Genomic DNA, 21,788 nt, shown 5'->3' with positions numbered 1-21,788 from the left:
GCGCCCGCCGCCATTTTCGGCAGCGGGCGCTGATCGGGACGGCGAGAGACTAGGTGCGCATATACCCTTCGCACTCGCTCTCGGCCCATTTGATGGTGCGTTCGATGTCCTCGCCCTGCATCAAGCGGACGACCATCTTGGGCATGGTGCCTTGCGCGAAGATCTGCGCGGCGATCGCGTGCGGCGCCGGGGCGGCCGCAATCGACAGGGTCTGGTGGTGGTACGGGTCCGGATAGTGGAACAGCGTCCCCTTCGGCGGCTCCACCTTGCCCCAGATATCGAAGCTGGTGAAGTTCGCGAAGGCCGGGATGTCATAGCCGCCACTGGCATCGACCATGCGATAGGCCGCTTCCTTCGACGACAGATACCGCAGCAGGCTCTTGGCCGCTTCCTTCTGCTCGCTGAATTCCCAGATGCCCCAGAAGAAGGGCAGGAACGGCCCGAAACGGCCCTTCGGACCGGACGGGAAGCCGTGGGTCCACAACTGCTCGGCGATTTCCGGCGCATCGCGCTTGGCGACGGCCCAGGCGCTGGGCGGGTTCATGATCATCGAACCGTTGCCGGAGACGAGCCACTTGTTGTTGGAGGAATCGTCCCAGGCCGGCGCATCCGGCGCCAGCAGCGGCCCGAGCTTGACCATGTATTCGAGCGCGGCCCGCACTTCCGGCGTGTTGACGGTGATGTCGCCCTTCTCGTCGACCAGTTTCGCACCGAAGGCATGGAAGAACGCGCCGACGGAATCGACGCTGTCGGAGGTGACGCCCAGGCCGATGCCGATGGGATTGCCGCCCGCATGGCAGGCTTCGGCCAGTTTCATGAAAACGTCGAGATTCCAGTCCTTGTCCTGCGGCTCCGCGCCCGCCGGGTAGATTTTCTGGATGTCGATGCCGCCGTATTTCTTCAGCAGGTCGATGCGGGAGCACGGGCCTTTCATCTGGCTGCCGACCGTTGCCGGAACGCCCAGCCACTTGCCGCCGACCTTGCCCAGATATTCGACCGTGCCGTTGACCTGGCCGTTTTCCTTGATCAGGTCCTCGACCAGATCGTTCACGCCGTGCAGGCTGTTGGCGTATTGCGCGGGGTACCAACTGGAGAACGCCATGACGTCATGGCCGGATTGCGCCTGGGATTCCGCCGCCCAGGTCAGGCGGATCTTGCCGCCCTGGGAGGTGATGTAGTCGAGCTTGACCTCGACGTTTTCCTTTTTCGACCACTCCGCAATCAGCGAGCGGGTGGCGTCATTGGCACCAGGCACCCAGTGATCCCAGAGCCCGACGGAGAGCGAACCGGCGGCGTATGCGCGCTTCACATAAGGCGCCGCAAGCGCCGCGGCCGACACCGCCGCCGTCGTTCCCAGAAATTGACGGCGTGAGGGCTTGTTTGATTGGGACTTCATGGCGTTACCTCCAATTATAAGACCATGCTTTCTTGCCCGATGACCTGACGGCCATTCGAAGCATTTGATAACGCTACGTCCGGAAGACGAACCTTGTCCAGACGTTTCGCGCCCGGGTTCGCATCCCGGAACAAGCCGCGCGCCCAAGCCCGTGGCGTCCCGAGCAGACCCGGCCGCGAGTCCCAAACACCGCGCATTTCCTGGGGTTTCCGGCCGGCCGGCGTCTTGCGGCACCGGCCGTGCCGCCACTCAGGCTCCGCCGCAATGGGTAAATACCGTGTGCAAACACCTGTTCCGAACCGGCCCACCGGCCTATGCTTTTCCATTCGCCGCCACCAGCCGGGAGCTGCAACAGTCCCATGCCCCAACGCCGCCTGATCTTGTCGATGTGCTGCCTGGCACATGCGGTGCAGGACGGGTTGAGTGCGGCCATCTATGTGCTGTTGCCGGTGCTGGCGCAGAGCCTGGGCCTCAATCTGGGCGAGGTCGGCCTTTTCAAGGGCTTGAAAAGCCTGGCTCAGGGCCTGCTGGAGATCGTTTCCGGCGTTGCGGCGGAGCGGTTCGGCGACCGCATCCTGTTGGTGTTCGGCCTCGCCGTATCGGCGCTGGGTTACCTGCTGTTCTGGTTCGCCGGCAGCGCGGCGGTGGTGCTGGCCTGCCTGGTGCTGGTCGGCATCGGCACCGCGTTCCAGCATGCGCCCTCGTCCGCCCTGGTCAGCCGCGCCTATCCGGACGCCGGCCGGCGCGGCGCGCTGGGGCTCTACAATTCTTCGGGCGACGCCGGCAAGCTGCTGTTCACCACCAGCTTCAGCCTGGCCATCGGCGCCGGTCTCGCCTGGTCGGTGCCGACCGTCGGTTTCGGCGCGGTGGCGGCGATTGCGGCCGGCGTGCTGGTGCTGCTGCTGTGGCCGCGAGGCAGCGCCAGCGCCCTGTTTCGGCGCACGGCGCAGAAGGCGAAGGCGGCGCCCGAAAACGGGGCGGCCAAGGGCTGGGGCATTCTCGACCGGCAGGGATTCTCGGCGTTGCTGGCGGTGGTGTTCCTGGACAGCATGGTGCAGGCCAGCGCCCTGACCTTCACCGCCTTCCTGATGCTGGCGAAAGGCCAGCCGCTCTACATCGCCACCTTCGCCGCCACCGCCATCCTGATCGGCGGCATGGCCGGCAAGGCGTTTTGCGGCTTCCTGGCCGACCGGATCGGCCCCCGCACCGCCTTTGCCCTGGTCCAGGCCCTGACCGGGCTGGCCATCGTCGCGGCGGTGCTGGTGCCCGGCGGGTTCGCCTATCTGCTGCTGCCGCTGCTGGGCGTGGTGCTGCAAGGGTCGACCTCCATCACCTACAGCATGGTCAACGACTTCGTGCATCCGAGCCGGGTGTCGCGCGGGTTCGCGCTGATCTATGCCTCGTCCAGCTTCTCGTCGGTGGCGGGGCCGCTGGGCTTCGGCCTGATTGGCGACCGGTTCGGCATCGAGACCGCCATGCTCGCCATGGCGGGCGTGGCGGTGCTGGCGATCCCGCCCTGTGTCTATCTGCGCCTCTCGGGCACGGCGGCGAACGCCGCAGAGGCCGGCTCCCCCGGCTGAGCCGGGCGGCTGCAAGCGTCAGCAGATCCGCGGCAACTGCTCGCCGTTCGGCAGGCGCAGGCGGCGGCGGGTGCCGTAGGGGTTGACGAGCGTGACCGCGCCGGACTGCTCCTCGCAAACGCGGCCGATCAGCCGGGCGTCGCCGAAGGCGCGCAGCACGGCGATGGCCGCCGCCGCGTCATCCGGCGGGACGAAGGCGAGGAAGCAGCCCTCGTTGGCGACGTGCATGGGCTCCAGCCCGAACAGTTCGCAGGCATTGCGCACGGGCTCGGTCACGGGAATGGCCGCGGTCTCGACCTCGACGCCCAGCAACGCGGTCTCTGCCACCTCCACCAGGCCGGCAGCGAGGCCGCCGCGGGTGAGATCGCGCAGGCAATGCAGCGGGATGTCGGCCTCGATCAGCGCCGCGACCGCCGGCCAGAGCGGCGCGCAATCGCTGAAGAGCGGCGGGTCGAAGGTCAGGTCGGCGCGCGCCGCCATGACCGCGATCCCGTGCCGGCCGATATCGCCCGAAATGAGCACGACGTCGCCGGGGCGAACCGCGCTCGGCAAGGGCTGCGCCGGCACCCGCACCGAGCCGACGGCGCTGGCGGTGACGAACACGCCGTCGCCCTTGCCCCGCTCGACCACCTTGGTGTCGCCGGTCACGATCTCCGCCCCCATGGCCGCCGCGGCCTCCGCCATGGAGCCGACAATGCGGCGCAGGTCGGCGATGGGGAAGCCTTCCTCCAGGATCAGGGAAATCGCGATCCGGCCCGGCGCGGCGCCGCACATGGCCAGGTCGTTGATCGCGCCGTTGACCGCCAGCTTGCCGATGTCACCGCCGGGAAAGAACAGGGGCTGGACCACATAGCCGTCGGTGGTGAAGGCCCACTCCCCGTCCCCCGCCGGAAAGATGGCGCCGTCGTGGCGCTGCTCCAGCAGGCGGTTGCGGAAGGCGGGCTCGATCACCTGGTGGATCAGGTCCTGCATCATGCGGCCGCCGCCGCCATGGCCCATCTGGATCCGGTCGCCAATGCCCGCGGGCGCGGGCCAGTTCGAAGCGGCGGGTTCGGCCGTCATGCGGTCGCGGTCTCCTGATGGCGGTAGAGATAGTAGGCGGCGCAGGCGCCCTCGGCCGACACCATCGGCACGCCCAGCGGGCGATCCGGCGTGCACGCGCCGCCGAAGGCCGGGCACTGGTCGGGCCGGGCCTGGCCCTGCAACACGCGGCCGGCAATGCAGCGCGGATCGCCGGCCGGCGCCTTGGCCAGGGCGCCGAACCGGGCGCAGGCATCGAACCGGCGCAGTTCGGGCCGCAGATCGAGGCCGCTGGCGGGGATGGTGCCCAGACCGCGCCAGTCGCGATCGACCGGCCGGAACACCGCCTGCACCAGCGCGCGCGCCGCCGGGTTGCCGGCGGGCGCGACGGCGCGGGCATAGACATTCTCCACCCGCGCCTCTCCGGCCTCCAGCTGCCGCACCGCACTCAGAACGCCGCTCAGAATGTCGACCGGCTCGAAGCCGGTGGCGACGATGGGCACGCCGTGCCGGCGGGCGATGGGCGCGTAGTCCGCCGTGCCCATGACGGTGCAGACATGGCCCGCGGCCAGAAAGGCGTGAATGCCGGTCCCCGGCGCCGAAAGCAGGCTTTCGAGCGCGGGCGGCACCAGCACCTGGGCCACCAGCAGCGAGAAATTGCCGAGCCCCTGCGTCTCCGCCTGCCGCACCGCCAGGGCGTTGGCCGGCGCGGTGGTCTCGAAGCCGACGGCGAAGAACACCACCTCCCGCTCCGGCTCGGCGGCGGCGATGCGCACCGCCTCCAGCGGCGAGTAGACCGGGCGCACATCGGCGCCGCGCGATTTGGCGTCGGCCAGGCAGCCCTTGCCGGCCGGGACCGGCAGCATGTCGGCAAAGGTGCAGAACACGACCTCGGGCCGGGCCGCGATTTCCACCGCCTTGTCGATCATGGCGGCGGGCGTGACGCAGACCGGGCAGCCGGGGCCGTGCAGCAGGGTGAGGTTGTCCGGCAGCAACTGGTCGAGGCCGAAACGCAGGATGGCGTGGGTCTGGCCGCCGCACACCTCCATCACCGTCCAGGGCCGGGTGACCGTGGCCGCGATGGCAGCGGCGAGGCGGCGCACCAGATCCGGCTCACGGAATTCGTCCACGTATTTCATGGGCGCCCTGCCTCGCTCATTCGACCACCCCGGCGGCCGCCAGTTCCGCGAAGGTGCGGGCCGCTTCGGCCTCGTCGAGCCGGGCGATGGCGACGCCGACATGCACCAGCACGTAATCGCCGACGACCGCTTCCGGCACGAAGGCCAGGCTGACCTCGCGCCGGACGCCGCCGAAATCGGCCAGGCCGATGCGCTCCAGGTCGTAGCCGCGGGTTTCCACCAGATGTCCGGGTACGGCGAGACACATGGTTCAACCTCCCGCCGCCAGCCGCTGGCGCGCCACGAATGCCTGGCCGAGCGCCAGGCCGCCATCGCCGGGCGGCACGCGGCGATTGACGTAGGCGCGGCGCCCATCGGCCGCGAGCAAGGTCATGCAGCGGTCCAGCAGCAGCCGGTTCTGAAAGCACCCGCCCGATAGCGCAACCGCCGGGGCGTTCCGGGCGCGGGCGATGGCGACGACGGCGCTCGCCAGGGCCTCGTGGATCGACCGGGCGACGCCCGCGACCGAGCGGCCGCGGTGAAGATCGCGCACAATCGCGCCAAGCATCGGCCGCCAGTCCAGCTCCAGCAGTCCTTGCGGGCCAGTGACATCCAAGGCGGTGGCATCCAGGGCGATGGCATAGGGCGCGAGCACCGTATCGTCCGGGATGCGGCGGGCCGCGTGCTCCAGCGCGGCGGCGGCCTCGCCCTCGTGCCGGTTCACCGCTCCCAGTCCCAGCAGGGCGGCCAGCGCGTCGAACAACCGGCCCATGCTGGAGGTGGCGGGCGCGTTCACGCCGACATCCAGCAGCTTGGCCAGCATGCGCTGCTCCTCGGCCGAGAACAGGCCGGAGGGCAGCAGGTCGAGGCGGCCGGCGGCGTGCAACAGGCCGTAGAGCGCACGGCGGGGCTCGCGCACCGCCTGTTCGCCGCCGGGCAGCGGGAACGGCCGCAGGCGGGCGACGCGGTGCCAGCCGTCCGGCGTCATCCAAAGCGCCTCGCCGCCCCAGACCGTACCGTCGAGGCCATAGCCGGTGCCGTCCCAGGCAATGCCCAGCACCGGCTCGGTCAGGCCGTGTTCGGCGATGACGGAGGCGATGTGGGCGGCGTGGTGCTGCACCCGGACCACCGGCAAACCGAAGACTTCCGCCAGATGGGTGGTCGGATAGTCCGGGTGCCGGTCGCAGGCCACCACGGCGGCGCGGGTGTTGTGCAGGCTTTGCAGGTCTTCCAGCGCGCGGCCCAGGCTTTCCTCCGCCGCGGCGGTCTCCTGGTCGCCGACATGCGGCCCGAGTATCGCCTCGTGACCGCGCAGCAACACCGGCGCGGTCTTGAGATAGCCACCCAGTGCCAGGATGGCCGGTCCGTCGGGCACGGCCGCGGGCGAGAGGGCGAGCACGTCCGGCGCCAGGCCGCGGCCGAGGCGCAGCACCTGCGGCGCGCCGCCGATCGTGCGCACCACGGAGTCCTCGACCGGCCGGCGGATCGGCCGCGTGTGGCTCAGAAACCGGTCGGTGACCGACGCCAGCCCGCGTTGCGCGCCGCGGTCGTCATAGAGGATCGGCTCGCCGCTGCGATTGCCGCTCGTCACCACCAGGGGCCGCGCCAGGGCCCGCATCAGCAAGTGGTGCAAGGGCGTGTAGGGCAGGATCAAGCCGAGTTCGGCGCATTGCGGCGCCACCTGATCGCTGAGTTGCGCGTGCCGCTTCGGCGCCAGGACAATCGGCGCGGCCGGAGACTGCAACGCCGCTTCCTCCGCCGGGCCCAGGCGGCAAAGCGCGCGGGCGACGGCCAGGGAGGGAACCATGACCGCCAGCGGCTTGGTCGGGCGGCGCTTGCGGCGGCGCAGTCGGGCGACGGCGGCGTCGCTGGTGGCATCGACCGCCAGATGATAGCCGCCCAGCCCCTTGACCGCGACCACCCCACCGGCCGCGATCTCGGCCGCGGCCATGGCGATGGCGGCGGCGTCGCTCGCCACGGCCACGCCGTCGCTGCCGCTGAGGGCCAGTTGCGGGCCGCAGGCCGAACAGGCAATCGGTTCGGCGTGAAACCGCCGGTCCAGCGGCTCGCCATATTCCGCCCGGCAGTCGGCGCAGAGGCCGAAGCCGCGCATGGCCGTGCGGTGGCGGTCATAGGGCAAGGCGTCCAGGATCGAAAACCGCGGGCCGCAGGCGGTGCAGTTGGTCAAGGCATAGCGATAGCGGCGGTTGGCCGGGTCCAGCACCTCCGCAACACAATCCGGGCATGTGGCGAGGTCCGGCGGCACCCGCAGGGCGGGCTCTGCCGCGGCCTCGGAACCCAGCACACAGAACCCGGCTTGGCCGGCTGGCTCCATCATGTGCCGGCGGATGGCGTCAATGCGGGCGTTCGCCGGCGCGTGCCGGGGAATGGCGGCGGCAAACGTCTCGACGGCGTCCAGCGGCCCTTCCACCTCGATCCGCACGCCATCGCTGGCGTTCAGGACATGACCGGCCAGCCCGTGCGCCTCGGCCAGGCGGTAGACGAAGGGACGAAAGCCCACCCCCTGGACCACACCGGACACCGTCAGCCGCAGGCGGATGACGGTGGCGACCGTGCTGCCCGCAAACCCGCTCATTCAGTCCTCCGTCTCGATGCTGCGCAGCAGGATGGACTGGGCGTTGGGGTCGGCCATGTCGTCGGAGGTCTGGCAGGTCAGGCGCGCGCCCTCCGCCAGGGTGCCGGCGGCGGCCTGGTCGAAATGCTCCTGAAAATGGCCGGGCGACATGTGCGACAGCGCGCCGAGCCAGACCGTCACGCCGCTGACGCGCCGGGCCCGGTTGGCGGCGGCGAGGTCCAGGATTTTGCGCATCAGGTCGCGCATCAGGCCGGCTTCGTGCATGGTCCGCTCCCGAATAGGCGTGCGATTTCGTCGGCAACGGCCTCTGCGGCGGCCTCGACCGCCGGCGACAGCGGCGCACCGGGCGCGAACCCGGCAGCCTCGATGCCATAGACCCGGAGTGCCGGCGGCAGGGCGTCCATGGCACGGGCCAGTTCCACCGCCGCGCCCAGTCCGAAACCGTGGGTGGAAACGGCGCCGAAGGTTTCGGGCAAGGGCCGGTCCACCGCATCGAACCGGTGAATCGTACCGGGTTCCGACCCGCTCGCGCAAGCGTCGACCAGCACCACCGCCGCCTTTCCCTCCCAGGCGGCCAGCAAATCGGCCGGGTCGCCGCCGCTGGACCGGAGCGCGAGCCCCGGCACCCCGGCCTTGCCGAGACGCGAGACCACGAGCGGTCCGGCGCCATCGTCGCCGCGGTCGGGGTTGCCGATGCCGATCACCAGCACGCTCATGGCGGTGCCTCCGCCCCGGTGTCGCGATCCAGCGTCAGGGTCAGGAAGTGCGTCGCACAGGAAATGCACGGGTCGTAATTTCGGATCGTCACCTCGCACCGGTGCCGCAACGCGTCGTCGTCGAGCGCCAGGTTGGCGGCCAGCACGCCGCGCAGGTCGTCCTCGATGCTGGGCTGGTTCTGCGAGGTCGGCGGCACGATCTTGGCCTCGCGGATCAAACCGTCCGCGCCGATGGCATAGCGGTGGTAGAGCAGGCCGCGCGGCGCCTCGGTCGCCCAGCAACCGCTGCCCTCGCGCGGCTCGACCGCGACCGAGGGCTGGGGCGGCGGTTCATAGGCCTCGATCAGGTGCAGGGCCTCGCCGAAGGCGAACAGCACCTCGACAAGACGGACCAGCAGGCTGCGATAGGGATTGCGGCAGACGGGACCGAGGCCGGCCGCGCGGGCCGCGGCCTGCACCGCCGGCGGCAGCCGGTCGAAGTTCAGGGCATAGCGGGCGAGCGGGCCGACCAGATAGGCGCTGCCGTCGGCGATCAGGCGCGAATGCAGGGCGGTCGACTGCGGCTCGTGGCTCTCGGCAAAGGTCTGTTCATAGGCCAGGGTGTCGATGTCGAGACCGCGGGAGGAGACAATCCGGCCGGCATTCATCGGGTATTCGTCCGCCGCGCGCAGCGCGACGAACTGGTAGTCACGCTCGAAGTCGGGATAGGGCAGCGTGGCGGCCCAGGCCAGCGCCTCGGCCGTGGCGTCGCGGCCCCAGGCCACTTCGTCCCGCAGGCCGGCGATCTCCTCGCGGCGGGGCGCGCGGTAGAAGCCGCCGACCTTGACATTGATCGGATGGACCTCGCGCCCGCCGACGGCGGCGATGATGGCGTTGCCCGCCTTCTTCATGCGCAGCGCCTGCTGCACCAGCGGCGCGTTGGTCCGGGCCATCTCGACGACGCTGTCGCAGCCGAGAAAGTCGGGCGCGTGCAGCATGAAGGCGTGCAGAACGTGGCTCTGAATCCACTCGCCGCAATAGAGCAGCCGGCGCAGGGCACGCAGCGACGGCGGCAGGCTCACGCCGCAGGCGGCCTCCATGGCATGAACGGCGCTCATCTGATAGGCGACGGGGCAGATGCCGCAGATGCGGGCGGTGATGTCGGGCGCCTCGCGGAAGTCGCGGCCGCGCAGCAGCGCCTCGAAGTAGCGGGGCGGCTCGAAAATGTTGAGCTCGACATGCTCGACCGCGCCATCGGCGATGCGGGCGTGCAGCGCCCCCTCGCCTTCGACCCGCGCCAGATAGTCGACCTTGATGGTGCGGCGGGTCATGCGCTGCCCTCCCCCTCGCCCGGCGCAAGGCGTTCGCTTTCGGCGCGAAAGGCCGGGGCGTTGGCGTTGAAGGTGCGCAGATAGCGCGTGATCTGCGGCGGCTCCAGGCCGTGGGCCGCCAGCATGCGCGAGAAGGCCGGCATGGCCGCGCCGTCGCTGGGGCCGAAACAGCCATAGCAGCCGCGGTCATAGGCCGGGCAGATGGCGCCGCAGCCCGCCTGCGTCACCGGCCCGAGGCAGGGCGTGCCGTTGGCAACGGCGACACAGACAGTGCCGCGCCGCTTGCATTCGGTGCAGACGCTGTCGCCGGAAAAGGCCGGCTGTTTGCCGAACAGAACCGCGGCGACGAGTTCCAGAAGCTGGTGCTTGTTCACCGGGCAGCCGCGCAGTTCGAAATCCACCGCCACATGGTCGGCGATGGGAGTGGAGGTCGCCAGCGTCTCGATATAGTCCGGGCGGGCATAGACCGCGCGCGTGAATTCCTCCACGTCGGCGAAGTTGCGCAGCGCCTGGATGCCGCCTGCCGTCGCGCAGGCGCCGATGGTGACCAGGGCCTTGGACTGGGCGCGCACCTGCTGGATGCGCCGGGCGTCGTGGGCCGTGGTGATCGAGCCCTCGACCAGGGAGAGATCATAGGGGCCGTCGACCGTGCGGCTGGAGGCTTCGAGGAAAAAGGCGATCTCGACCCGCCCGGCAAGCGCCAGCAATTCGTCCTCCAGATCGAGGATCGAGAGCTGGCAGCCGTCGCACGAGGCGAATTTCCAGACCGCCAGCCGGGGCTTTGGTGCGGAAGCGGGCTCGGCCATGACCCTACACCTCCGCCACGCCGAGCAAGGGGCGGATGCGGTCATAGGCAAAGACCGGGCCGTCCTTGCAGACAAAGTGCGGGCCGAACTGGCAATGGCCGCAGCGGCCGAGCGCGCACTTCATGTTGCGTTCCATGGAGAGATACAGGCGCGCCGCCGGCACACCGCGGTCGATCAGGGCGTGGGCGGTGTGCCGCATCATGATTTCCGGCCCGCAGACAAAGGCGGTCGTGGCCGCGGGCTCGAACTCGGCGTGCTGGAGGCGTTGCAGAATGGTGCCGACATGGCCGTGCCAGTCGGGCGCGGCGTGGTCCACCGTCACCTCGCATTCCGTATCGAGCCGACTGCGCCATTCCCGCAGGTCGCGGCGGAAGATCAGGTTCGCCGGATTGCGGGTGCCATAGACGATGACGAGGTTGCGGAAGCGCTCCCGCGCTGCCAGCGCCGCCCAGATCGCCGGGCGCAGCGGCGCCAAGCCGAGCCCGCCGGCGACCAGGACGAGGTCGCCGCCCGCCGCCGCCTCCAGCGGCCAGTGGCTGCCGAACGGCCCTCGCAACCCGACCGTCTGCCCCTCGCTCAGGCGGGCGAGCGGCCGGGTGACGCTTCCGACCGCGCGGAGCGTGTGCACCATGCCCCGGTCGGTCCGGGCGGGGTCGCCGCTGATGCTGATGGGCACCTCGCCCACGCCGAAGGCATAGAGCATGTTGAACTGCCCCGGCCGGAACGGCAGCGGTGGCGCATCGGGCGGCGGCGTCAGGGCGAAGGTGACGGTATCCGCGGTCTCCTGCTCGCGCGCTGCCACCCGCCAGAGCGCCGGCACATAGGCGTCGGATGTGCGGACAGCCGGCCTCATTCGTGGATGCCCCCCGCGGCGTAGAGGTCCATGGCTTGCAGGCGGGAATGGCTCAGGCGTTCGATCACCACCGGCACGAAGCGCTTCATCAATTCGTAGCCGAGGTCGTGATCCTGGTCGCACTTGTCGCGCAGACAGACCGCATTGAAGGCGATGGCGCGGGTGGTCTCCATGGCGCGGGCATCGGAGGTGCAGCGATAGGGCGGCACCAGCCAGGAGGCGTTGAGAATGTCGCCGGGCCCGACGGTCTGGAACACGGTCGCAGGTCCCGCGCCCGGCATTTCCAGCGCCACCTTGCCGTGGCGGATCACATAGAAGGTATCGGCCGGGTCGCCCTGACGATACAGGCGGTGGCCGGGCCGAAAGTGCACATTGCGGCCACAGCCGGCGATCAACGCACAGGCCGCAGGCGAAAGCCCCTGGAAGAAGCGATGGGCGGCGATGATCCGGTCGAGCGATTTGACGTCCATGGGCTCAGCCTTCTTCCTCGACCGCCCGGCGCAGGGCCGCGGCCTCGGCGGTGATGTCGATGCCGGCGGGGCACCAGGCGATGCAGCGCCCGCAGCCGACACAGCCGAAATCGCCGAACTGGTCGACCCAGTGGGCGAGCTTGTGACTCATCCACTGGCGATAGCGCGCGCCGACGCTCTGGCGCACCGGCCCGTGCGGCAGGTGCGAGAAATCCAGGCTGAAGCAGGAATCCCAGCGCTGCCGCCGCTCGGCCGTTGCGCCGTCCAACGCCACCCGGTCCTCGGTGGTGTGGCAGAAGCAGGTGGGGCAGACCGCGGTGCAGTTGGCGCAGGCGAGGCAGCGCTCGGCCACCGCCTGCCAGTGCGGATGGTCCTGGTTCGCCTGGATCAGGTCTTTCAGGCCGTGCGTTTCCAGCTTGCGCCCCATGCCGGCGGCCGCCGCGGCAATGCCGTCCGTCGCCGCCCGGCGGTCGTCCTCCCTGGCCCGCAGCAGCGGCAGGCGCGCCGCCACCGCCTCGCCCCGCTCGCTGCCGATTTCGAGGAGGAATTCGTGCCGTTCGGCGTCGATCAATTCGGTCAGTGCCAGATCGAACCCATCGCGGGCGGCCGGCCCGGTATTCATGGAGGCGCAGAAACAGGTCTCGCCCGCCTCGGTGCAATGCACGGCAATGATGAAGGCTGCCGCGCGCCGGGCAGCGTAATCCGGGTCCGGCTGAGATCCGGTGACGAACACCCGGTCCTGCAGGTCGATGGCGGCCAGTTCGCAGGCGCGGGCGCCGAGAAAGGCCAGTTTCGGCGCCGCGGCCTCCGGCTCGTGGATGGCGAAGCCGTCGGCGGTCTTCTCCGCCTGCCAGAGCGTTCGGCTCGGCTGGAACATATGGCGCTTCCAGGATTCGACGGCGGAGACATAGCCGAACAGGGCATCGTCCGCTCGCCGCTCCAGCCGGTAGCGGCCGGCGTCCTGGCGGCTGCCCCAGCCGGCCGGCAGATCGGCGATGCCGGAAATTTCCCGATAGGCGACGGCGCCCCCGTCCACGACCGGCCCGATCACCGCATAGCCATCCCCACGCAGCACCGCGATCAGCCGGTCCAGACCGGCGCGGTCGAGGAGGCTTGCAGGCCGTTTCGTGCGCTCATCGGGCGAATGCATGGAAGCACACTCAACTCGTTCGGCGGAAACCAGGCTGGCTGTCCATGCCAGGAGAAAAGCAAAGCGGACGCCGCGTCGCCCATGATCTATGTCAAACTTGGCCGGAACATGCCACGCTAGCTTTCAAGCGGCGAAATCAGTGCCCATATCAAGTTAGGGGCATAAGGAGGTCGGACCGAATGCGAACGACGACGTTCAGCGGGGAAATTTCCCACTTCCGTTACTTGAATACCGATGGCACGGCAACTCCCGATCTGCCGGCCCTTGCCGCCGACGCCGCTGCGTTGATTCCCCTGTACGAAGCGATGGTGCTGACCCGCGTGGTGGACGAACGGGCGGTGGCGATGCAGCGGACCGGCCGCCTCGGCACCTATGCCTCGGCCCTGGGGCAGGAGGCGGTGGGGGTCGGCACCGCCAGCGCCATGCGGGCCGACGATGTGCTGGTGCCCGGCTTCCGCGATCAGGCCGCCCAGTTGTGGCGCGGCGTTTCCCTGGTCGAACACCTCTGTTATTGGAGCGGCAGCGAGCGCGGCAGCGACTATGCCGGGCCGCGGCACGATCTGCCGGTGTCGATCCCGGTCGGCACCAACTTCCCCCACGCCGCCGGCGTCGCCCTCGCCTTCCGTCGCCGCGGCGAGGACCGGGTGGCGGTGGTGATGGCCGGCGACGGCGCCACCTCCAAGGGCGATTTCTACGAGGCCATGAACATTGCCGGCGTCTGGAAACTGCCGGTGGTGTTCGTCATCAACAACAACCAGTGGGCGATCTCCGTGCCCCGTGCGGAACAGACCGCGGCGGAAACCCTGGCGCAGAAGGCGCTGGCCGCCGGCATTCCGGGCGAGCAGGTGGACGGCAACGACGTCGTCGCCGTGCGCGACCGGGTGGACGTGGCACTCGCCCGCGCCCGCCGCGGCGACGGGCCGACGCTGATCGAGGCGATCACCTATCGCCTGGGCGACCACACCACCGCCGACGACGCCAGCCGCTATCGCGAGGACGACCAGGTGCGCCGTCACTGGAAGGAAGAGCCCATCGCCCGCCTGCGCACCTATCTGGCGGCGCAAAAGGTCTGGGACAAGCAACAGGAAGAGGCCTTGCTGGCCGACTGCCGCGCCCGGATCGACGCCGCCGTCGCCGCATTCGAGGCCCTGCCGCCCGAGCCGCCGGAAGCGATCTTCGACCACACCTATGCCGCGCTGCCGGCCGATGTCGCCGCCCAACGGGCGGCCGTTCTGGCCGCGGGGGAGAACTGAGCCATGGCGGAGCTGACCCTGGTCGAAGCGGTGCGCATGGCACTGTCGCGGGCGATGGACGAGGACGAACGGGTGGTGCTGCTGGGCGAGGATATCGGCATCGACGGCGGCGTGTTTCGCGCCACGGACGGGCTGATCCAGCGCTTCGGCTCCGGCCGGGTGCTGGACACGCCGCTGTCCGAGGCGGTGATTGCCGGCGTGGCGGTCGGTGCGGCGACGCAGGACCTGCGCCCGGTGGCGGAAATCCAGTTCATGGGCTTCGTCTACCCGGCCATCGACCAGATCGTGAACCATGCCGGGCGCCTGCGCACCCGCACCCGCGGCCGCCTCTCCTGCCCGATGGTGCTGCGCGCGCCCTTTGGCGGCGGCATCCATGCGCCCGAGCACCATTCCGAAAGCGTCGAGGCGATGCTGGCACATGTGCCGGGCATCCGCGTCGTCATCCCGTCGTCGCCGGCCAAGGCCTATGGCCTGTTGCTGGCGGCGATCCGCGACCCGGACCCGGTGGTGTTCCTGGAGCCGAAGCGGCTCTACCGCGCCGGCAAGGAGGAAGTCGGCGACGACGGCGAAGCCCTGCCCCTCGACAAGGCGTTCGTCGAGCGCGAAGGCAGCGACCTGACGCTGATTTCCTGGGGCGCCATGATGAAGGAGACCCTGGCCGCCGCCGACCGGCTGGCGGAGGAGGACGGCGTTTCGGCGGAGGTCATCGACCTTGCCACACTGAAGCCACTGGACCAGGACACGCTTCTCGCCTCGATCGAGAAAACCGGCCGGGTCGTCATCGTGCACGAGGCGGCGCTGACCGGCGGCTATGGCGGTGAGGTCGCCGCGCGCATTGCCGAGCACGGCCTGCTGTCGCTGCTGGCGCCGGTGCGGCGCGTGACCGGCTATGACACGGTGATCCCGCTGCCGAAACTGGAACACCACTATCTGCCCTCGGTGGCGCGCATTGTCGACGCGGCGCGCGAGGTGATGGGCTACGCATGAAGACATTCACCCTGCCCGACCTGGGCGAAGGCCTGGAAGAGGCCGAAATCGTCCACTGGCATGTCGCCGCCGGCGACCATGTCACCGCCGACCAGCCCCTGGTCTCGGTCGAGACCGACAAGGCCGTGGTGGAAGTGCCGGCACCCTGGTCCGGCACCATCGCCAAGACCTATGGCGAGCCGGGCGAGACGCTGCGGGTCGGCGCGCCGCTCGCCGACTATGCCGAGGGCGAACGCGCCGACGCCGGGGCGGTGGTCGGCCAGTTGGAAGCGGACGGCGAGGACACGGAGGCCCGGGCGACACCGCCCGCCGCCAAACCGCAGCCCGCCACCAAACACCCCGCCCCTGCCCCTGCCAGCGAGTCCGCAAAGAGCGGCGCGGCTCGTGCCGCCGATACTCCCAAGAGCGGCGCGGCTCGTGCCGCCGATACTCCCAAGAGCGGCGCGGCTCGTGCCGCCGATACTCCTAAGAGCGGCGCGGCTCGTGCCGCCGATACTCCTAAGAGCGGCGCGGCTCGTGCCGCGCCGGCGGTCCGCGCCCTGGCCGAGGAATTGAAGGTCGATCTCGACCGGATCGAGGGCACCGGGCCGCACGGGGCCATCCTGCGCGCCGACGTGCAGGCTGCGGCCTCCGGCCGGACGCGACCGAAGCCGCTCGGCCCGGAATGGCAGTCGCTGCGGGGCGTGCGCAAGGCCATGGCTCGCAGCATGACCGCGGCGCTCTCCATCCCGCGCGCGACCGTGACCGAGGAGGCCGATGTCGGCCACTGGCCCGACGACGTGCCGGTGACGCTGGTGCTGGTGCAGGCCATGGTCAGGGCCCTGGACCGCGAACCGGCGCTCAACGCCGCCTATGACGGCGAGCGGGAGGCGCGGCGGCTGAACCCGGATGCTGCCATCGGCATTGCCGTCGATACGGCGGACGGGCTGATCGTGCCGGTGCTGCGCACCGCCGACTTTCCCGACCCGCACGACTTGCGCGGCGAGTTGCGGCGGCTGGTCGAGGGCGCGCAGCGCCGCTCGCTTTCGCCGGCGGACCTGAGGGGCGCCACCATCACCCTCTCGAATTTCGGCGCCATCGGCGGCCTGTTCGCGGAACTGGTGATCGTGCCGCCGCAGGTGGCGATCCTGGGGGCGGGACGCCTCCGCGACGGCCGGCTGCCGCTGTCGCTCACCTTCGACCACCGCGCCGTCAACGGCGGCGAGGCCGCCCGCTTTCTCTCTGCGATCAAAACCCATCTGGAACAAACGGACTGAGGAGGACCAGCCCATGGCCTTCGCCTTCACCGACGATCTGGGCCCGGAAAAGGTCGTCGAACTCTACGACGCGGGCGTCGGACTGAAAGCCATTGTCGTTGTCGACAACACCGCTGCCGGCCCGGCCATCGGCGGCACCCGCATGGCGCCGGACGTGACGCTGGAGGAATGCTTCGGCCTCGCCCGCGCCATGACCTTCAAGAACGCGGCGGCCGGCCTGCCGCATGGCGGCGCCAAGAGCGTGATTGCCGCCGACCCGGCCATGCCGATCGCCGACAAGGAACGCTTGATCCGCGCCTTCGCCCGCGGCCTCCGCGAGATCACCTCCTACATTCCCGGCCCGGACATGGGCACGAACGAAGAGGCCATGGCCTGGATCCGCGACGAGAACGGCCGCTCGGTCGGCCTGCCGCGGGAGTTGGGCGGCATTCCGCTGGATGTGATCGGCGCCACCGGCTATGGCCTCGCCGCCTGCGCCGAGATCGCGGAGAAGCATTGCGACGTGAGGCTGAAAGGCGCGCGGGTCGCGGTGCAGGGCTTCGGCGCGGTCGGCTATCACGGCGCCCGCTTCCTGGCAAACCTCGGCTGCGTGCTGGTGGCCGCCGCCGACTCGCGCGGCATGACCCTCAATCCGGACGGGCTCGATATCGAGGCGCTGGCAGAGCACCACAAGACCGGCGAGGGCGTCGCCGCGTTCGCCGGCGGCACGGCCGGGGACCGGGACGCCATTGTGGGCGTCGACTGCGACATCTGGATTCCGGCCGCCCGGCCCAACGTGCTGACCGCCGCCAATGCCGGCCAGGTCAAGGCGCGGCTGATCCTCCAGGGCGCCAACATCCCGGCCACCGCCGAGGCGGAGGCGGCCCTGCACGCGCGGGGCGTGCTGTCGGTGCCGGACTTCATCGCCAATGCCGGCGGCGTCATCTGCGCCTCCGTCGAATACCATGGCGGCAGCGAGAGCGGTGCGCTCGCCACCATCAAGGAAAAGATCCAGCGCAACACGGACGAGGTTCTGCGCCGCATGCAGCGCGACGCGGTGCTGCCGCGGGCCGCCGCCGTCGCCATGGCGCGCGAGCGGGTCGAGCGCGCCATGCGCTTCCGCCGCGACCACCGCTGACGCCGGACGCCGCCGCGGGTTGGCTCTTGGCGCGCGTCGGGAATGGGCCCTAGACTGGCGGGACCGGAAGCCATGCCAGCGGAGGGGTCCTCATGCCCAACACCGCCTTGCCCGACACCGCCTTGCCCGCCGCAGCAAACGCCGCCGAAGCGCGCTGCGATCCCGTCTCGCTCGAAGTCATTCGCGGCGCGCTGCAATCGGCGCAGAAGGAAATGGAGGCGCTGATCGAGCGCACCGCCATGTCCGGCTTCATCCGCGAGAAGAAAGACTTCTTCGTCGCCCTGTTCGACCACAATGGCGACCTGATCGTCGGCGCCTATCGCCCCTCGTTCGGCGATCCGGTGCGGCCGGTGTTCGAACACTATCCGATCGAGAGCATGCGGCCGGGCGACCTCTACTGGTACAACGACTGCTACGGCTCCAAGGGCTCGGTCTCGCATTCGCCGGACCAGGTGTTCGTGCAGCCGATCTTCGTCGATGGCGCAATTCTGGCCTTCGCGCAAAGCTGGGCGCATTTCGCCGATATCGGCGGCATGCGGCCGGGCTCGATCTCACCGGACTGCACCGACATCTTCCAGGAAGGCGTCATCATCCCGCCCGTGCGCCTCGCCCGCGACGGCGTCGTGAACGAGGAGTTGATGCGCATTTTCCAGCGCAACACCCGCTTTCCCGACATGGTGCGCGGCGACATGCGCGCCTGCATCGCCGCCGTGCGCCTGGGCGAGAAGCGCCTGCAGGACCTGGCGGAGCGCTTCCCCCGCGCCCTGATCGCCGACGCCTTCGTGCAACTGGCCGACCGCTCCGAACAGGCCGCCCGCAAGCGTCTGGCCGAGACCTTCCCGCCCGGCACCTATCGCTTCGCCGACGCACTGGACCATGACGGCCAGGGCAACGGCCCCTACTGGATGCGCCTGGAATTGCGGGTGGAGCCGGGCCGGACCGTGCTGGATTGCTCCGCCAGCGACGACCAGGCGCCGGGGCCGATCAACTATCTGGTCAACCCGGCCGTGCCGCGGGCGATGATGGGCATGTACCTCTTGGGCGGCGACCGGACGCTGTTGCTGAACTGGGGCGCCGGCAAGGCCATCGACGAGATCGTGCTGCGCCCCGGCAGCCTGTTGCAGCCGAACTGGCCGGCGCCGCTCGGCCAGCGCGGCCTCACCATGATGCGGCTCCTGTCCTCCACCATGGGGCTGGTGAACGCGGCGGGCGGCGAGTCCATGGCGGCGAACTGCGCCTATGTCATCTATTTCGCCCGGGGGCAGGACGCGGACGGCAACACCTTCCTGATGTCGGATGGGCTCGGCGTCGGCTACGGCGCCCGGCCCTATGCCGACGGCATCGACAGCGTCTATTACATCGCCCAGGAGAACTTTCCGGCGGAGATGCTGGAACTCGACTACCCGGTCCGCGTCCGCGCCTACGGCGTCAACAAAGACTCCGGCGGGCCGGGCCGCTGGCGCGGCGGCGCCGGTGTGGTGCGCGAGATCGAGGTGCTGGCCGACCAGGCCACATTCGCGCTCCGCATCGACGGCGTCGCCATGCCGAGCTGGGGCGTGAAGGGCGGGCGGAACGGCGGCAGCGGCCGCGCCATCGCCAACCCCGGCACTCCGCAGGAACGGGAACTGGACCCGTTCAGCGACGGCAACGTGCTGAAGCGCGGCGAGGTGCTGCGGCTGGAAACCGGCGGCGGCGGTGGCTGGGGCCATCCGTTCGACCGCGAGCCGGAGCGGGTGCTGGCCGACGTGCTGAACGGCTATGTCAGCCCTGAGGCCGCGGCGCACGACTATGGCGTCATGCTCGCCGACGACGGCCGCAGCGTCGACGCCGCCGCCACCGCGCGCCGCCGCGCCGACCGGCCGCCGGTCACCGGCCTGTTCCACCGCCAGGGCTATCGCGACTCGCTGGAGACGCGGGAGCCCGCCGCATGAGCGACACCCCCGGCCTGCGCTACGCCGTCGCCATCGACACCGGCGGCACCTTCACGGACGTCACCCTGCTGGACCGCGAGACCGGCCGCTCGTGGACGGCCAAGACGCCGTCGACGCCGGCGGATCCCTCGCAAGGCTTCATGACCGGCATCGGCCTGGCGGTGGCACAGGCCGGCATCGCGCCCGCCGATCTGGGCCAGGTGTTCCACGGCACCACGGTCGCGACCAACCTGATCCTGGAGGGCAAGGGCGCGCCAGCGGGCCTGCTCACCACCGCCGGCTTCCGGCATGTGCTGGAGATCGGCCGGCAGGAAATTCCGCGCCGCGCCAACCTGTTCTCGTGGATCAAGCCCACCCGCCCGGTGCCGGCCGACCGCGTTTTCGAGGTGAGCGAACGCGTCGCCGCCGATGGTTCGGTGCTGACGGCGCTGGAGCCCGAAACCGTGCGCGCCGCCGCCCGCACCCTGAAAGACCGCGGCATCCATGCCGTCGCGGTCTGCTTCCTGCACAGCTTCGCCAACCCGGCGCACGAACGGCAGGCCCGCGACCTGATCCTGGCGGAGCATCCAGAGGCGCTGGTCTCGCTTTCCTCCGACGTGCTGCCGCTGGTGCGCGAGTACGAACGCAGCATGGCGACGGTGCTGAACGTCTATGTCATGCCCGCCGTCTCGCGCTATGTGGCGCGGCTGGAAGAACGGCTGGCAGAGGAAAACGTCACCGCGCCGCTGCTCATCATGAAGTCGAACGGCGGCGTGGTCAGCGCGCCGGAGGTGCGGACCGCGCCGGCCTACACGGCGCTCTCCGGGCCGGCGGCGGGGGTGGTCGGCGCCGGCTTCATCGGCGAGTCGGCCGGCTTTCGCAACGTGATCGGCATCGACATCGGCGGCACGTCGGCCGACATCAGCCTGATCAAGAACGGCCAGTTCCGGCTCTCCGAAAGCGGCCAGATCGGCGAGTGGCCGCTGGCGCTGCCGATGATCGACATCAACACGGTCGGCACCGGCGGCGGCTCCATCGCCAGCCTGACGGCGACCGGTGCGCTGACCGTCGGCCCGCGCTCCGCCGGTGCCCATCCCGGCCCCGCCTGCTATGGCCAGGGCGGCGAGCGCGCCACCGTCACCGACGCGCATCTGGTGCTGGGCCGGCTGCCGCCCTCGCTGCTGGGCGGGGGCATGAGTCTGGACGTCGCCGCCGCCCGTGCCGCCATCGAACGCGACGTGGCCCGGCCGCTGGGCCTCTCCGTCGAGGACGCCGCGCGGGGCATTCTTGCCATTTCCAACAACGACATGGTCGGCGCGATCCGCGTGATCTCGGTCGAGCGCGGCGAGGACCCGCGGCAGTTCGCGCTCATCCCCTTCGGCGGCGCCGGGCCGCTGCACGGCAGCGAGATGGCGCGGCTGCTGGGAATGACCACCCTGGTCGTGCCGCCGTCGCCCGGCGTGCTCTCGGCCATCGGCCTGCTGGTCTCGACCCTGCGGGCCGACTACGCCCAGACCTGCGTCGAGGCCCCGCCCTATGACGGCGCCCGCATCGCCGCCACGTTCAGGCAGTTGGAGCAAGAGGCCGACGCCTGGCTCGCACGCGAGAACGCCCCCGCCGACACAAGGCGCAAGAACCGCTCGGCCAGCCTGCGCTATCGCCACCAGGGCTTCGAACTGACCGTGGACTGGCCGGACGGGCCGGTGACGGAGGCCAGCATGGCCGAGGCGGTGGAGCGGTTCCACCGCCTGCACGAACAGCTCTACACCTTCGCCCAGCGCGACACCGTGGTGGAGTTGGTGAACCTGCGCGTCTCCGCCGCCTGCGACCTGGCGCGGCCGCGGCTGGTGGAGCGCGCGGCCGGCGGCTCGCTCGCCGAAGCGCTGGTGGAGCGCCACCCGGTCTGGTTCGACGAGGGGCCGGTGCCGACGCCGGTCTACGACCGCAGCCGCCTCGGCGCCGGCGTGCGGGTCGACGGCCCGGCCATCCTGACCCAGCTGGATGCCACCACCGTGCTGCTGCCCGGCGAGACGGCCACCGTCGACCGCTACGGCAATCTGATCGTGAGGACGGCCAAATGACCGCCACTGCCTGCGCGGATGCCCAATTCCCTTTCTCCCCCGTCCCGGGCTTGACCCGGGACCCATGCCAGAGGGCTTCTCATGGAGTCCGGACTCTGTGGTTGGCTCTCAGGCATGGGCCCCCGATCAAGTCGGGGGAGGAGTAGGATAAGAGAGACAGCGCGAACAT

Annotated in this window: 19 protein-coding genes; 7 read left to right on the top strand and 12 right to left on the bottom strand. The window is 70.4% G+C overall.

What is annotated here, in order from left to right; genetic code table 11:
• Positions 1–49: 49 nt before the first annotated feature.
• Entirely contained in the window at positions 50–1,396 is a 1,347-nt protein-coding gene (locus tag H6844_09845) for an extracellular solute-binding protein (GenBank protein MCB9929701.1), read from the bottom strand.
• Between the two features lie 359 nt (positions 1,397–1,755).
• Here H6844_09845 and H6844_09840 point away from each other — a divergent pair, with 359 nt between their 5' ends.
• Positions 1,756–2,976, top strand: a complete 1,221-nt coding sequence (locus tag H6844_09840) for an MFS transporter (GenBank protein MCB9929700.1) — start codon at positions 1,756–1,758, stop codon at positions 2,974–2,976.
• Positions 2,977–2,994: 18 nt separating this feature from the next.
• On the opposite strand, the gene hypE is transcribed toward H6844_09840, so the two are convergent.
• Genes hypE through H6844_09785 form a run of 11 tightly spaced genes read right to left on the bottom strand, consistent with a single transcriptional unit; the run spans position 2,995 to position 13,015 of the window.
• A complete protein-coding gene (gene hypE, locus H6844_09835) occupies positions 2,995–4,038 on the bottom strand; it encodes a hydrogenase expression/formation protein HypE (protein MCB9929699.1) in 1,044 nt (347 codons plus the stop codon).
• A complete protein-coding gene (gene hypD, locus H6844_09830; protein ID MCB9929698.1) occupies positions 4,035–5,135 on the bottom strand; it encodes a hydrogenase formation protein HypD in 1,101 nt (366 codons plus the stop codon). Before hypD ends, hypE begins: the two co-directional genes overlap by 4 nt.
• Before the next feature lie 16 nt (positions 5,136–5,151).
• On the bottom strand, positions 5,152–5,382 hold the full coding sequence (locus tag H6844_09825) for a HypC/HybG/HupF family hydrogenase formation chaperone (GenBank protein MCB9929697.1): 231 nt from the start codon (positions 5,380–5,382) through the stop codon (positions 5,152–5,154).
• A gap of 3 nt (positions 5,383–5,385) precedes the next feature.
• Positions 5,386–7,710, bottom strand: a complete 2,325-nt coding sequence (hypF, locus tag H6844_09820) for a carbamoyltransferase HypF (protein MCB9929696.1) — start codon at positions 7,708–7,710, stop codon at positions 5,386–5,388.
• Entirely contained in the window at positions 7,711–7,974 is a 264-nt protein-coding gene (locus H6844_09815) for a hydrogenase maturation nickel metallochaperone HypA (protein MCB9929695.1), read from the bottom strand.
• The gene (locus H6844_09810; GenBank protein MCB9929694.1) at positions 7,956–8,426 is read right to left on the bottom strand and encodes a hydrogenase maturation protease; all 471 of its coding nucleotides are present in this window, start codon (positions 8,424–8,426) and stop codon (positions 7,956–7,958) included. The genes H6844_09815 and H6844_09810 overlap by 19 nt, the downstream gene beginning before the upstream one ends.
• The gene (locus tag H6844_09805; protein ID MCB9929693.1) at positions 8,423–9,736 is read right to left on the bottom strand and encodes a nickel-dependent hydrogenase large subunit; all 1,314 of its coding nucleotides are present in this window, start codon (positions 9,734–9,736) and stop codon (positions 8,423–8,425) included. The genes H6844_09810 and H6844_09805 overlap by 4 nt, the downstream gene beginning before the upstream one ends.
• Complete coding sequence (locus H6844_09800) at positions 9,733–10,542, bottom strand: oxidoreductase (protein ID MCB9929692.1); 810 nt, start codon at positions 10,540–10,542, stop codon at positions 9,733–9,735. The genes H6844_09805 and H6844_09800 overlap by 4 nt, the downstream gene beginning before the upstream one ends.
• Positions 10,543–10,546: 4 nt before the next feature.
• Positions 10,547–11,395: an FAD/NAD(P)-binding protein gene (locus tag H6844_09795; GenBank protein ID MCB9929691.1), complete on the bottom strand. Its 849-nt coding sequence runs from the start codon at positions 11,393–11,395 to the stop codon at positions 10,547–10,549.
• Positions 11,392–11,865: a cyclic nucleotide-binding domain-containing protein gene (locus H6844_09790; GenBank protein MCB9929690.1), complete on the bottom strand. Its 474-nt coding sequence runs from the start codon at positions 11,863–11,865 to the stop codon at positions 11,392–11,394. Before H6844_09790 ends, H6844_09795 begins: the two co-directional genes overlap by 4 nt.
• A gap of 4 nt (positions 11,866–11,869) precedes the next feature.
• On the bottom strand, positions 11,870–13,015 hold the full coding sequence (locus tag H6844_09785) for a 4Fe-4S dicluster domain-containing protein (GenBank protein ID MCB9929689.1): 1,146 nt from the start codon (positions 13,013–13,015) through the stop codon (positions 11,870–11,872).
• A gap of 179 nt (positions 13,016–13,194) precedes the next feature.
• Between H6844_09785 and pdhA the strand changes: the two genes are divergently transcribed.
• From pdhA to H6844_09755, 6 genes are all read left to right on the top strand, one after another.
• The gene (gene pdhA / locus H6844_09780; GenBank protein MCB9929688.1) at positions 13,195–14,268 is read left to right on the top strand and encodes a pyruvate dehydrogenase (acetyl-transferring) E1 component subunit alpha; all 1,074 of its coding nucleotides are present in this window, start codon (positions 13,195–13,197) and stop codon (positions 14,266–14,268) included.
• Positions 14,269–14,271: 3 nt separating this feature from the next.
• Positions 14,272–15,255 (top strand): alpha-ketoacid dehydrogenase subunit beta, encoded by a 984-nt coding sequence (locus tag H6844_09775; protein MCB9929687.1) that lies wholly within the window; start codon positions 14,272–14,274, stop codon positions 15,253–15,255.
• Positions 15,252–16,511, top strand: coding sequence for a 2-oxo acid dehydrogenase subunit E2 (locus H6844_09770; GenBank protein MCB9929686.1), 1,260 nt, complete (start codon positions 15,252–15,254; stop codon positions 16,509–16,511). Before H6844_09775 ends, H6844_09770 begins: the two co-directional genes overlap by 4 nt.
• A 13-nt stretch (positions 16,512–16,524) precedes the next feature.
• The gene (locus H6844_09765; protein ID MCB9929685.1) at positions 16,525–17,628 is read left to right on the top strand and encodes a Glu/Leu/Phe/Val dehydrogenase; all 1,104 of its coding nucleotides are present in this window, start codon (positions 16,525–16,527) and stop codon (positions 17,626–17,628) included.
• 92 nt (positions 17,629–17,720) lie between these two features.
• Positions 17,721–19,559 (top strand): hydantoinase B/oxoprolinase family protein, encoded by a 1,839-nt coding sequence (locus tag H6844_09760; GenBank protein MCB9929684.1) that lies wholly within the window; start codon positions 17,721–17,723, stop codon positions 19,557–19,559.
• Positions 19,556–21,619, top strand: a complete 2,064-nt coding sequence (locus tag H6844_09755; protein ID MCB9929683.1) for a hydantoinase/oxoprolinase family protein — start codon at positions 19,556–19,558, stop codon at positions 21,617–21,619. The genes H6844_09760 and H6844_09755 overlap by 4 nt, the downstream gene beginning before the upstream one ends.
• The last annotated feature ends 169 nt before the right edge of the window (positions 21,620–21,788 follow it).

The sequence above is a fragment of the Alphaproteobacteria bacterium genome (assembly GCA_020638555.1).
In the GTDB taxonomy this organism is placed as follows: domain Bacteria; phylum Pseudomonadota; class Alphaproteobacteria; order Bin95; family Bin95; genus JACKII01.
This window is presented reverse-complemented; position numbering and strand designations above follow the sequence as displayed.